The organism is Nostoc mirabile CHAB5784, from assembly GCF_020829645.1.
GTDB lineage: Bacteria > Cyanobacteriota > Cyanobacteriia > Cyanobacteriales > Nostocaceae > Nostoc > Nostoc mirabile.
Genome location: NZ_JAIVFS010000011.1, coordinates 77,460 through 90,683, shown reverse-complemented (window position 1 = coordinate 90,683; position 13,224 = coordinate 77,460). Strand labels below are relative to the sequence as shown.

The following is a 13,224-nucleotide window of genomic DNA, read 5'->3' as shown; positions in this document are numbered from 1 at the left end:
CTGATAACAAATGACAAATGACCAATGACAAATGACAAATGACAAATTTAAAGAATTTTCCGCCCAGTCAAAACTTCTCGCACTTCTAGCATGGCTGAATAGGTAGGCAGAATGTGCAGAGTTTCATTCTCTGGTGTATGCTCTAATGCAGTAGCGATCGCTTGTCGCAAATCTTCTTCGACAATTAAATTTAAGTTACTCTCAGGGGACTTTTGGCTGTAACGTAGACGTAGTGCCATATCGTAGACGCGATCGCCACTCACTACTAAAGTCCCGCCGCGTTCGACTAATTTCTCGGTATCCACGTCCCAAATCCAGGATACATCAGTGCCATCGGGCGTGCGATCGTTCAAGACTAGCAGTGTGGTTTTATCTGTGCTTTGAGTAACTACGCGAATGGTTTCATTGGTTCCTACAGGATTTTTTGATAACAATATCCGCACTCGTTTACCGTTAATTACCAAATCTTCTGCACGACCAAAGGCAGCTTGAAAGGTATTAATAGTATCTCTGATTGTTACTTCATCAACTCCCAACTCAATAGCCGCAGTAGCAGCAGCTAAAGTATTATATTTGTTGTACAAACCAACTAGAATTTGCGACCATTCACTACTTTCAAGAGTCGGCTTACTTTTACTAAAACCACACTTGGGACAAGTAAAATCTCCCAAATGAGACAAATAAACACCCTTGTAATCTAGAGAATGTCCACATTTGGGACAATAAATAGAATCAACAGCGTGAGGAATTGCTTCTAAATAATGTTCTGGTTCATTCAAGCCAAAGAATAACACCCGTTGGGGTAACTGCTGACCGAGGTTAGATAAAGTTGGGTCATCAGCATTGGGAATTACCACTGTTTCTGGTGGTAGGGTAGAAATAACTTTTGTCCAACGCTTACTAATTGTATCTACTTCCCCGTACCTATCGAGTTGGTCACGGAACAAGTTTAAACAGAGAATAATTCGCGGCTGGAGTGGTGCTAATACTCTTGGGACAATATTTTCGTCAACTTCCAAAATGGCGTAATCAGCATTTAGCGTACCTAGTAAGTTGGTGCTTTCTAACAGCGCCGTCATCAAGCCATTTTCCAGATTTGCACCTGTAGAATTATGAGTGACGCGAAAACCCTTGCGTTCTAATATTGTGCATAAAAGCAGCGCTGTAGTGGTTTTGCCGTTTGTACCAGCAATTAAAATCACCCCGTTTTTAACTTGCTGACTCAATAATTGTAAAAGTCGGGGTTCAATGCGACGAGCAATTGCGCCTGGTAATACACTTCCAGCACCCAGACGGAGCGTAGGCGCAGCCCGTCGAAGACATCGGACTGTAAACGTTACACTCTTTGCCACTGACACCGCCAAACCCAATCGCAGCCTATCTATAAATTGTATTTTGTTTCCCACATCGGTATCCTAGTCTTCTGGCAGTTGCTAATTGAAAGTATTTAATTGCAAATTTAATATGCGTGAGTTTAGCGAATCCTGACTTAAAAAGCCAGCTTTGACATCAAGTTAGAGATTCTGCCTCCAGTCATAACAACAACCCTTTTTCCTCCTTTGCCTTGTACAGACGCGATTAATCGCGTCTCTCCCAACTCCCCCTTCCGAGAGATAATCTCAGTAGGCGTTATCTTAAAAAGTAGTGCGCGGGCGTAATTACATATCCAGCCCAGTTTGCCGAATTCAGCACAAACTCACGACAAGTAGTAGCTTGCAAGGTTTCTTTTGATGAATAGCACAAAGTTTCTTTTTTTACATAAACAAATTACTTGCTGGCAAAGGTGGTTGTCCAAATGCCTGTTGTTGCTTGCAAGTCTTTTCATTATAAGTATGCAACCTGCACATGCTGGTCTCAATAATGATTTATATGATGGCAACATTTTTGTCGTTTATGCTGGCAACGGTTCATTGGTTCCTCCCAGACAGACACTTGCACAGGCTTTAGCGGAACATAAACCCATCTTTTTAGCCTTTTATTTGGATGACAGCAGCGATTCCAAAAGGTATGCCATTTCCATATCACGGGTACAAGAATTCTATGGTCGGGTAGCAGAAATTATGCCTATTAATGTAGATTCTATCCCACTGAAACAGACCTATAATTCTACAGAAGCAGGATATTACTATTCTGGGGCTGTTCCTCAAGTCGTGGTGTTTAATAAATCAGGTGAGGTCGTTTTAAATAAAAAAGGTCAAGTACCTTTTGAAGAGATAGACGATGAATTTCGTAAAATCTTTGATTTAGTGCCACGAACTGAAACAGCACAGCTAAAACGGCGAGCTTTTAATGAGTTTAGTAGTGAGTTAGCTAAGTAATTTATGGGGTAGTCCAAATTGGTCTACCCTAATTTTTAGTGATATCTGTTACCACATTGCCGCCGATGTCAAAGGATAATATTGAAATATCTGTGTTAACAGATTAGAAAGTTAATTCATAGTCTATAGTCCATAACAAATGACTAATGACTAATGACTAATGACTAATGACTAATGACTAACTAGAGTGTATTCTAATGTCAAAGGTTTACACGACCCAGGAGCTAATTCAAATTTTGGCAGCCGAACGCCAAGCCTGCCTCAAGGGAAAACGCCTAAAATTAGAAATACCAGTATCTGGCAATCCTGTAATTGACCAGTTTCTCATAACTGATGGGCTGCAACAGTTCACTGCTTATCAAGATTTCAAAGCTGCAATTCATAAATATCAGAGGGAAAATCAAGTTTCAGGTATTATTTGGCGTGAGGTAACAGTTAAAGGTAAAAACTTGAACTATCCCGAAGTAGACAGCGAGTTAATAGCCCTCACTAGTGACTTAGAAATATTAAAAACTGCTAAAAATTCTATCGTAGAATTTTGGTATGAAGTTTCTATAGGGATGGATTTGTACTTGAGTTTCAATAATAATAAACAGTACCAAAAAATTGTCACATCTGATGTAGAGAGAATTGTTCAAATAACAGAATGGGCAAGTTTGTGCAAGTGGGAAAATTCTAGCTTTTTGGAAATGATTTTGCAGCTAGGATGGGGTAAACCAGAAGAAGCTTGTTATAAACGAGGAAGACCGCAATCGGGTAGTGAATATATTCATGCAGTCAATCCTGGTAATCGGCCTATTGGTTGAGCAAAGAGGCAGGGCAATACGGTTCGGTTAACGTGTTTAGTCCTCGAAGATCCCCCCAACCCCCCGATAAATTGGGGGGCTTCTGACCCTCTTTTACCCCCTTTTTAAGGGGGTCGCCACAGGCGGGGGGATCTTATCCGAACCGTATTGAGAGGCAGGGGGCAGGGGGCAATACTGCTCGGTTAAGCCTAAAAAAGCACTCCGGGGTAGGTTGGGTTGAGGAACGAAACCCAACATTTTCAGGGCTTTGTTGGGTTTCACTCCGTTCAACCCAACCTACGAATGCCCCATTTCCTCTTCTTTGAACAAACCCTCCTGCCTGCTTCAAGGTTGATTCTGCTCGATAAGATTGACGATCGCACTAGCTAAATCTGCCGGATCGACGGGTTTAGGTAGGTGTTTTTGAAATCCTGCTGCCATTGCTTGGTTGTAGTTAATTTCTCCAGCATAAGCTGTCAATGCGATCGCGGGAATTTGCCCGCCTTGCTCTGGTGGTAATTTTCTCACCTCCCGTAGCAGCATATAGCCATCCATTGCAGGCATTCCAATATCACTTAACAAAATATTTGGCTTTGATTGCACTAGTATTTCCAGCGCTTCACTTGCTGATTCAGCTAGTGTTACAGTTGCGCCATATTGTTCTAGCGCAAAGCTAAAAAACTCTCGCACATCTGCTTGATCGTCCACAAGCAGGATTTGCACTCCAGCAAGTAATGTGTCGTCAGTACTTAGTTCTGCTTGAGAAGCTTCACCACTCTCAACTCGCAACTCAGAATTTTTCAGCAAAGGTAGTCTAACTGTAAAGGTAGCCCCTTGTCCTTCTCCCTGACTCTCTGCCTGAACTGTACCACCATGAAGTTCTACTAGATGACGCACAATTGCTAGTCCCAATCCCAGCCCCCCAAATATCCTGGTTGTCTTGGCATCTGCTTGTCGGAAGTAATCAAATACGTAAGGCAAAAATTCCAGCATGATTCCCTTACCTGTATCAATCACCTGGATTTGGGCTTCTAACCCAACTTGCTCTAGACGTACTTCTACTCGTCCTTCTGTGGGTGTGAATTTAACGGCATTGGAGAGGAGATTCCACATCACTTGTTGCAAGCGATCGCCATCACCCAGAACTTTGCCGATATCAGGACTTAGCACCGTTTTTATTTCAATTGATTTGGCTTCGGCTGCTAAACGCACCGTTTCTAGTGCAGCTGCGATCGCTACTTTCAAATCCACTGCATAAAGATTTAACCTAACTTTACCTTGTAAAATCCGCGAAACATCAAGTAAATCTCCAATCAGTTGGGTTTGTAACTTGGCATTACGCTCGATTGTTTCCAATGCCCGGATTCTCGTGGCTTCGTCAAACTTGCGGGTTCTGAGTAACTTCGCCCACCCTAAAATTGGATTTAGGGGAGTTCTGAGTTCATGGGAAAGGACAGCAAGGAATTCATCCTTAATCCGGTTGGCTGTCTCGGCTTGCGCCCTTGCAGTTTTTTCGGCTTCGTAAAGTTGAGCGCGGGCGATCGCTTGGGCACACTGCTGTCCTAGTGTCAACATAAATCCCCGGTCTTCTTCATTAAATATTTGTCCAGTAGTAAAGCTTAATCCCAAAGCCCCAATTACTTTACCTTCTGCTACCAAGGGAATAGAAGCCCAGGCATTATTCCCTATAACAGTCACAACATCTGCTAAGTCGGGATATCTAGCAATCATGGCTGCTAAATTTTCTAAAAAAACCGGCTGCCCAGTTCTGACTGTTTCTGCTATTTGGTTAGGTGCTGTGATGGGAAAAGTTGCCCAAGTATTTATAAGTGTTTGCGGATAGCCAATTGCTTGCACAACTTTTAGGGTAGTACCTCCCTCAGTAAGTAAGACAACGGAACCACCAGTAGCTTCCAAGGCGGCAATGCCTTGGTTCACCACTACATCGGCTACTTCCTGGGGAGTTAAGGCTTCCGAGAAGGCAGCAGTTATTCTTTGTAAAAGTATGGTGCGATTGACAGACCGTTCAGTTTCCTGGTATAATCTTGCGTTGTCGATGGCTGTGGCTGCCCGACGAGCAATATCTTCTGCTAAAGCCAAGTCTGTCTGTTGATAGTGCCGACCTGACTCGGCTGTAAAAAAAGAGATTGCTCCAAATAATTGCCCACGGGAACGAACTGGAATCACCATAAGAGAACGAATACCCAGGCTTCGCAGCAATTGCAGATGTTCCTCATTTTGAGCCATCTGTACAAGATTAGAGTCAGATAATTCGGAGTAAAAGACAGATATTCCTACCTTTAGCTGCTGTACAAGCTGTTTTACTTTAGTTTTGGGTGGATAACGCCGTCGGATTTCCTCTAAAGTATTTTGTTTTGTGGGATCGGCTATTGCGATCGCAATTTGTTTACTTGACCAATCTTTTTGGAAAACATCTACAATACACCAGTCAGCTAGGGCAGGAACTGCTAGATTAGCAACACTTTCCAAGGCGATTTCATAATCTAATGAGGCAGCTAATAAGGTGCTGGCTTCGACTAGAAACTGTTGTGTGGCTTCAACTTGTTTGCGAGCGCTAATATCCTCAAGAATACCTAATGCATACTTTGGTTGTCCCTTAGTATCCCAAACTACTGATGAAGTTAGGTTTGCCCAAACAATGGAACCATCTTTGCGGATGTAGCGCTTCTCTAGGGAATAACCACTAATTTCTTTTGCTAAAACTTGCCGAGCATTTTCCCAATCAATTTCTAAATCCTCAGGGTGGGTAATTTCCTGAAAGTTTAATTGGATTAACTCTTCATGGCTGTATCCAGTAATCTCACATAGGGCAGGATTAACCTGAAGAAATCCTCCATCCAACGCTACCAGAGCAATGCCGACAGCTGCCTGGTTGAACATTGCCCGGAACCTTTCTTCGCTTTCTCGTAAGGCAACTTCTGTTTGCTTTGCTGCTGTCACATCTGCCAAAATAATTCCAATCCCTATCCTTTCCCCCATTGGGTTGTTCACCGGGTAATAGTTGCCCAGCCAGTAGCCGTAACGTTCTGATTGTTCCCTTGTCTTACCACTGATTTCTACATTCAGCAGGGGTTCTCCAGTATTCAACACACGCTGTAACTGTAGCTCCAACTCAGCCGCCATTGCTGGCAATACTTCCCCAAATTTGCGTCCTAGATGTTCTTCGATGGTCAAACCGTTAATGTCAGCGAAAACTTGATTAATTCGGATATATCGCAGTTCCCGATCCAAAAAGCATAGAGCAACGGGAGCAGCTGCTAAGAGCGCATCTAGAAGAGATAGAGATTCGGCATAATGAACTAAAGCCTGGTGGATATCTCGATAAAGTCGGGCATTTTCCACTGCTAAGGCAGCACGATGGCTAATATCTGTTGCTAAAGTTAGGTCAGTGCGATCGTAGCGACGGTCTGATTGGGTGCTGACAAAGCTAATAGTACCGAGGACTCGCCCTTGTGCGATTAACGGCACAATCATCACAGACTTCATCCCCAATTGCCGAACAAGTTCTAAGTGTTCCTGATTCTGAGTACTTGCCACTAATAGCGAGTCAGATACCTCTGAGATTAATTCACTTTGCCCGGTTTGCAGTACTTTAGTAATCGCACTTGCACCTTTGTAATCTGGCGCATACTCCTGAAGTTTACGCGCCAACTCCGCTTTAGATGGGTCTGCATGGGCAATGGGTAGACGGCGAATAGAACCATCTTCATTTAAAATATCAACGCTACACCAATCAGCAAGCTGGGGAACTGAGATTTTGGCGATCTGTTCTAAAGTTTCTTCGTAATCTAGCGAAGTAGAGAGTAAACTACTAATTTGGGCGATATGGCGGAGTCTTTCTTCAGCTTGCTTGCGCTCTGTAATATCAAGAACAAAAAAAGCTCCTCGGTCTACAGTCCCTTCAAAATGGCTAGCACCTACCAAAATCGGGAAACGCGAACCGTCTTTACGAATATATTCTTTTTCATAAGATGTGCAAAAGGATCTGTCTTGAAATTGAGTCAGTGCTTCCTTATCGAGTTGCACGTACTCTGTAGGAGTTAGGTCTTGCCAGCGAAGTGTTCCGGCAAGTAATTCTTCACGAGAGTAACCCACCATATTCAGCAAGGCATCGTTAGCGTCTGTAATCCTGCCGTCTCTATGCCAAAAGCCAATACCAATCATATTGGACTCAACCACACTGCGAAACTTCGCTTCGTTTTCTTGCAGTGCTTGCTCAGTTTGTTTTAGTTGAGTAATATCAATTGAACTAACGCCCACTCCTAATAACTGCCCATCTGGTAAACACACCGGATAATAGCTGACAAGACCATAACGATACATCCCAGGAGGATAGGTTTCACCGCTCACTTCCTGGTTGAGTAAGGGCTGCCTAGTTTGCATCACTTGCTCAAAAACAGGCTCAATTTGCACCGCCCATTCCGGTAATACTTCCCTAAAGGTGCGACCAATATGTTGACTTTGCGGTACACCATTGGTAGCTGCTAACGCTTCATTCGCATGAATGTAGCGAAGTTCAGTATCGAGAAAAGCCAGCGCCACTGGTGAACTAGTAACCCAAGCATTGAGTAACGCCAGAGATTCGTCTTTTTGCTGAATCGCTTGCTGAAGTTCCTGGTGCAACGTGGCTTTTTCTAATTCTGCCTGCTTGCGCTTAGTAATATTCACAGCTGCACAGATAATGCCCTGAATGCTATTGTCTACATGCCTTAGCGGTTCAACCAGCAAATCGTAGTAACAGTTTTCTCCACCAATTGTCAGATTAACCTCTTCACGGGTTGAAACACCAGTCTCTAGTACCTTCTGCTTAATTGCCGTCAATTGCTCTGCTACTAAGGCTGGAAATAATTCATCATCAGACTTACCCAGCATTTCCTCAGCAGTGTCTAGACCTTGAGGATTATGAATCCACTGATATCGCAAATCACGATCCTGCTGAAAGACCACGATATCTGAACTACTTAACGCTAATCGAAATCGTCCCTCACTAACTCTCAGCTTTTGGAGATTTCCATCAGCCCGGCTTTTAGCAGTCTTTAATGCCTCACATAAGATACTAAAGAGCGATCCTTGTAATGCAAACAACCCAATTCGCAGAAAATTGGATAAGTCAAAACTCAGATCATAAACTGGAGGGAGAAAGAAGTAATCGCTCAATAACGCAGACAAGCCGGTTGCTAACAGCCCTGAATTCAAACCACCATACCAAGCACTCACCATTACAGCGCTAAAAAACAGCAAGAAAGGAGTTCCACTCATGCTTAACCAGGGGTCTAGCATCAACATCAGCACTAATGCAAGTGCGACGATTAATACAACAATGCTATAACGCAGTAACTGGGAATAACGAATATGGAGCATGAAAATGTTTTGGAACAACCAATACTTATTGCAAAAGCTTTATATACCCTAAGCTAGGTTGCAAATTTTAGTAATTTATCTCCAGATAGATTTTTATTTATTTATAAAACTTCTTTTGTAAGAGGTTAATTATTCAGTAATATAGTAGCCAAAGCCAAAATTTATTATTAATCTTCTATATCAATAACATCGGTTTGCTGCTGATAAATACTCAATTCCAAGAAATGCAGTGACCCAAGTTTATAACAAATGTCAAAATAAACAGGACTTACGCACAAGGAACGGAAAATCGTAGACGCAAAGCGGTGAGGGGGTCGCAGTCTTCTCCCAAGAGGAGACGCTAAAAGCGATAGCGTAGCGTTAGCGAGTCCGCGAGCGTCTGGCGGTTCCCGTCGTTAGCGCAGCGTTAGCGAGTCTTCTCCCAAGGGGAGACGCTTTAGCGCAACGAGCGTCTTGCGTTAGCGCAGCGTTAGCGACGTTAGGAGCGTCACCCCCGAACCAATACAGTTCAGTTAGAGCTAAAAAGCTGATTCTTGCGTAGGTTGGGTTAAGGAACGAAACCCAACATTTGGCAGGGTTTGTTGGGTAACGCATTGCCTCAACCCAACCTACAAATATTCTTAACTGAACCGTATTGACCCCCGAACCCGGAGGGCTTGCCGCAGGCTACCACAGAGAAGCCAGTGCGCCCTTGCGGGTTCCCCGACTTGAAGCAACTGGCGCGACGCAGAGAAGCCAGTGCGCCCTTGCGGTTAAGAGACTTGTCCCTTGCGCGTCTCCCCTTGGGAGAAGCAACTGGCGCGACACGGAGGAATAAGAGTTTGAGAGGTTTTCTGCGTAAGTCCTAATAAAGATGATTTTAAATATCCGATATGTCTTCTGGTTTCAATAAATCACAATCAACCAGAGACTCTTATTTGACTGTCGATTTCTGTTTGTGTTTGCGTAAAATTGTTTTGCTTGTACTCCAGACACCTAGAGCTAGTATTCCTAATGTGAAGGAGGGTTCAGGAATAGAGTCAACTCGGCGAAACTCAATCGGCGTAGCGAAAAGCAAATTATCATTGGCTCCAAAAATCTTGTCTAAAGAGTCGATGCCATTTTGGGAGACATTTACACTAGAAATCACCTTCCCACCAGAACTTGTTGGACAGCCATTAGGAGAGTTATTCCCAATGTAATCAGAGGTTCCCACAAAAGTTCCAAGTTGCAGCTTGTTGGCAAAACTTTGCTAGAGTCAAGAGTCTGTTCCGACTCTAGCCGATTACATAATCCAGTAATAGAATAGTTTGCATCAAAGGCACGAATGCTGAGATTCACTGCTGAATTCTCTTGGCTAAAAGAATAAAGACGGAAGCGATTAATACTTTTTTGTTCAAGATAAATATTCTCTATTCCAGTTACAGCATTGGCATTGGTCAATTCCACATTACAACTTGACAAAGTAATAAGTGGAATAGAAGGATTAGTTGCCACTTGTTGGGAATTATCGAACAAACCAGTAAACCACTGTGCTACTTGCTTCACCTGTGTCTCAAGTGGTGGAGCAGTAACAGCAGTAGCGCAAGCCTTAGCAAACGTAAATGCTGAAAATAACGCTGTCAGAGTATATACTTTGACGAAATTCATAGATTAATGCTTAAATTTAAAAGTGTTTTATCTTAGCGTCTTTTAATTAGGGTGCATCCCAGTTTTTATTTTTTAAGGAGAAAATAATTGTCATTGCGAACGCGAGTGCGTCTCGTAGAGAGGAGGAACGACGAACGCAAGTGCGTGTCGCAGACAAGCAATCGCATGGACTCGCTCTGAGTTGGAGGATTTTGCGATTGCTTCGCTTCTCTTCTTAGGCTGCGCCAACGCTCGCAATGACATGCATGCAAACTGGGATGCTCCCTTTTAATTATGAATTACTAATTATTAATTATGAATTATGTTAACATTCTTCAGCACTGCTACTAATTTTTCAATATGTGCTGCTTCATGAGTTGCCATTAAAGATATTCTAATCCGACTTGTGGGCACTGTGGGGGGGCGAATTGCTGGGGCAAAAATGCCAGCATCTCTTAGCTGTTTTCCAGCTTTGAGGGCATCTGTCGCATTGGACAATTGAAAACATAATATAGGTGATTCCGAAGGTAATAATTTTAAATTAGCTAACTGTTGTTGCAGCAAATTTTTCAAATAATGTACATTTTGCCACAATTGGGTACGGCGTTGCGGTTCTTGTTGTACTATCTTGATTGCTGCTAAGGCCGCCGCCGTATCAGCAGGTGAAAGTCCAGTTGTGTAAATCCAAGTGGGTGCGCGGTTTTGCAAAAAATCAATTAAGGCGTTACTTCCTGCTACATACCCGCCTAAACTACCCAAAGCTTTACTCAAAGTCCCAACTTGAATTAACTGCTTTCCTGTACATCCAAAATGTTCGACACACCCAGCGCCAGTTTTTCCTAGTACCCCAGTAGCATGAGCTTCATCAACTAGCAGCATACAGTTAAATTCATCAGCGAGATCCAACAGTGGTGGCAACGGACATAAATCGCCATCCATACTGAAGATGCTATCAGTAAGAATCAAACAGCGTCGGTAGTTTTGTCGCTGTTGACTCAACTGAGTTTTTAAGATTGCAATATCACAGTGCGGGTATTCCACAAATACTGCACCGCTAAGAATCGCTCCATTTTTCAGACTGGAATGATTGTACTGGTCAGATAAAATTAAATCACGCTTGCCAACGAGGGCGTTAATGACACCCAAATTTGCTAGATACCCTGAACTAAATATCAAGGCATCTTCTGTTCGTTTGGTAGATGCGATCGCCTCCTCTAATTCCCTGTGTAATTCCCTATGTCCACTGAGTAATCTAGAACCAGTACTACCAGTTCCAAATTCTGCGATCGCAGCAGTTGCGGCTGCCATTAATCGCTCATCCCCAGCCAATCCTAAATAGTCATTGCTGGCAAAATTAATTACCTCTTGCCCAGCTAAAACCACCGTTGCACCAGGACGACCATTGATAGGTTGTACCGAACGATACCAGTCAGCCCGATGAATCGTTGCTAAGGAATGTTCTAGCCAAGCATAAGGGTCAGTGGGCATGGGGAGTGGGGAGTGGGGAGTGGGGAGTGGGAGCAGGGGGCATGGGGCAGGGGGCAGTGGGCATGGGGCAGGGGAAGAATAACTAATGACTAATGACTAATGACTAATGACTAATGACTAATGACCAATGACTAATGACAAATGACAATTAAACTTGTTCGCTGCTGAGATGAGCGATCGCTTGTTTAATCCAATCTTCGACATAGGCATCTTTGGGTAGTCCGATGTCTTCACTTACCACATGCAGGGCGTGACTGACTTCATGGGCAGTGTATCCCAAGGCGAAGAGGGTCATTTGCACCTCTTCGAGAATTCCCGGTGCTGGCCCACCTGTGGCGACGAAGAACCCGGCTGATTTGCGCCACTCGACTAATTTGCTTTTCAGTTCCAAACAGATGCGTTCAGCGATTTTTTTACCAACACCGGGAGCCTGAATTAAGATTTGCGTATTGCCGCCGATAATTGCTTGGACTAAATCTGGTAGTTCCAGAGTGTCCAAGAGTGCGATCGCTAAGGCTGCACCAATACCAGTAACAGTCAGCAAGTGGCGAAATAAATCGCGTTCGGATGGCGAAGCAAAGCCATATAGAAAGGGCACTTCTTCACGAATTTGGAAATGGGTAAAAATTTGCGCCACTCCTCCCGACTCTGGTAACTGGTTTGCTAGCCGTTGGGGAACTTGCAAATCATACCCCAACCCGTTCACTTCCAGAGTCAGAATCACGCGATTAGCGCCAATTGTTTGGATACCAGCGACTATACCTTTTAGATAACTAATCATTACAAAAAACCAAAATAATTTAAGCCTTCAATAATTCCACCTGCACAAAAACATGAAGCCAGGTAGCGGTGTTCAGAGGGATGCTCATTGTGCCATTGGAGTAACTCTTTGCGGGCATTCCCGACAATGATTCCCCGTTCGTTGCCTACAGCAAATAAAGCAATATCATTACCTGAATCACCACAGACAACTGTTTGTTCTGCTGCAAATTTCCACTTTTGGCGTAAAAACTGCATTGCCTGACCTTTATCGCTGCTATGGGGTACAATGTCAAGGTCAATACCGCTACTGTAGATTAACTTTACATTTAATTTATATTTCTGCAAGTGGGCTTCAAGTTGTGGTAAAACATTCGCAGACGCATCTTGCTCTAGGAAAAAACTCACTTTAAAGGGACGCTGTTCTGAATCTGGTTGCCGAACTAACTCACGGTATTTTTTAGTAATAGATAATACAGTTTCCCTTTCCCATCCCGGAGAGAGGATTTCTGACCAACTTGAGTCTGGAGTATCAGTACCATCAAGGTAAATTTCTGTACCCACGGAAAGGACGAGGGCATCGGGTTGCAAAAGATTTTTTTGAGCTTGGAGTTCTTTGTAAAGTACAGGTGATCGCCCAGTAGAATAAACAATTTTCGTACCGTATTCTTGGCGATGTTGACTCAGCAGTTGATTTAGTTCTGCTAAAGCGCTGTCATCGCCCACTGTGCGATACACGAGGGTGTCATCTAAGTCAGTTACAAAAAGGAATTTAGCCATAATCATCTCTTATGCTTTGCTTTAACATCGAATTTGCGCTTATTTAAAGAAAGCATAGATGTAGTCTGCTTTAATAAAAAAATCAGCCAGGAGATATACAGGAG

9 protein-coding genes are annotated in these 13,224 nt (G+C 43.4%); 2 read left to right on the top strand and 7 right to left on the bottom strand.

Translation table 11 applies throughout. The features are described 5' to 3' along the window. Positions 1–47 precede the first annotated feature (47 nt). Positions 48–1,406, bottom strand: coding sequence for a Mur ligase family protein (locus LC653_RS10370; protein ID WP_229494399.1), 1,359 nt, complete (start codon positions 1,404–1,406; stop codon positions 48–50). Between the two features lie 324 nt (positions 1,407–1,730). Between LC653_RS10370 and LC653_RS10365 the strand changes: the two genes are divergently transcribed. Further along, positions 1,731–2,318 carry a thylakoid membrane photosystem I accumulation factor gene (locus tag LC653_RS10365; protein ID WP_229494398.1) on the top strand — a complete coding sequence of 196 codons (588 nt, stop codon included), beginning with the start codon at positions 1,731–1,733 and terminating at the stop codon, positions 2,316–2,318. A gap of 197 nt (positions 2,319–2,515) precedes the next feature. Continuing rightward, positions 2,516–3,124, top strand: coding sequence for a hypothetical protein (locus LC653_RS10360; RefSeq protein ID WP_229494397.1), 609 nt, complete (start codon positions 2,516–2,518; stop codon positions 3,122–3,124). Positions 3,125–3,448: 324 nt separating this feature from the next. Here the strand turns inward: LC653_RS10360 and LC653_RS10355 are convergent, their stop codons facing one another. The 6 genes from LC653_RS10355 to LC653_RS10330 all read right to left on the bottom strand — a co-directional run bounded on the left by LC653_RS10355 (position 3,449) and on the right by LC653_RS10330 (position 13,120). Continuing rightward, the gene (locus LC653_RS10355) at positions 3,449–8,485 is read right to left on the bottom strand and encodes a PAS domain S-box protein (protein WP_229494396.1); all 5,037 of its coding nucleotides are present in this window, start codon (positions 8,483–8,485) and stop codon (positions 3,449–3,451) included. Positions 8,486–9,398: 913 nt separating this feature from the next. Beyond that, positions 9,399–9,614, bottom strand: a complete 216-nt coding sequence (locus tag LC653_RS10350; RefSeq protein ID WP_229494395.1) for a hypothetical protein — start codon at positions 9,612–9,614, stop codon at positions 9,399–9,401. Continuing rightward, positions 9,611–10,114, bottom strand: a complete 504-nt coding sequence (locus LC653_RS10345; protein ID WP_229494394.1) for a CpcT/CpeT family chromophore lyase — start codon at positions 10,112–10,114, stop codon at positions 9,611–9,613. The genes LC653_RS10350 and LC653_RS10345 overlap by 4 nt, the downstream gene beginning before the upstream one ends. Positions 10,115–10,402: 288 nt before the next feature. Further along, positions 10,403–11,581, bottom strand: coding sequence for an 8-amino-7-oxononanoate synthase (gene bioF / locus LC653_RS10340; RefSeq protein WP_229494393.1), 1,179 nt, complete (start codon positions 11,579–11,581; stop codon positions 10,403–10,405). 148 nt (positions 11,582–11,729) lie between these two features. Next, on the bottom strand, positions 11,730–12,362 hold the full coding sequence (gene ruvA / locus LC653_RS10335; protein ID WP_229494392.1) for a Holliday junction branch migration protein RuvA: 633 nt from the start codon (positions 12,360–12,362) through the stop codon (positions 11,730–11,732). Then, positions 12,362–13,120: a sucrose-phosphate phosphatase gene (locus LC653_RS10330; RefSeq protein WP_229494391.1), complete on the bottom strand. Its 759-nt coding sequence runs from the start codon at positions 13,118–13,120 to the stop codon at positions 12,362–12,364. The genes ruvA and LC653_RS10330 overlap by 1 nt, the downstream gene beginning before the upstream one ends. Positions 13,121–13,224: the final 104 nt, after the last annotated feature.

Excerpts from the sequence above, each read along its gene's own strand:
- LC653_RS10365 (WP_229494398.1), top strand. The coding sequence starts at position 1,731 with ATGAATAGCACAAAGTTTCTTTTTTTACATAAACAAATTACTTGCTGG.
- LC653_RS10360 (WP_229494397.1), top strand. The coding sequence starts at position 2,516 with ATGTCAAAGGTTTACACGACCCAGGAGCTAATTCAAATTTTGGCAGCC.
- LC653_RS10355 (WP_229494396.1), bottom strand. The coding sequence starts at position 8,485 with ATGCTCCATATTCGTTATTCCCAGTTACTGCGTTATAGCATTGTTGTA.
- LC653_RS10345 (WP_229494394.1), bottom strand. The coding sequence starts at position 10,114 with ATGAATTTCGTCAAAGTATATACTCTGACAGCGTTATTTTCAGCATTT.
- bioF (WP_229494393.1), bottom strand. The coding sequence starts at position 11,581 with ATGCCCACTGACCCTTATGCTTGGCTAGAACATTCCTTAGCAACGATT.
- ruvA (WP_229494392.1), bottom strand. The coding sequence starts at position 12,362 with ATGATTAGTTATCTAAAAGGTATAGTCGCTGGTATCCAAACAATTGGC.
- LC653_RS10330 (WP_229494391.1), bottom strand. The coding sequence starts at position 13,120 with ATGGCTAAATTCCTTTTTGTAACTGACTTAGATGACACCCTCGTGTAT.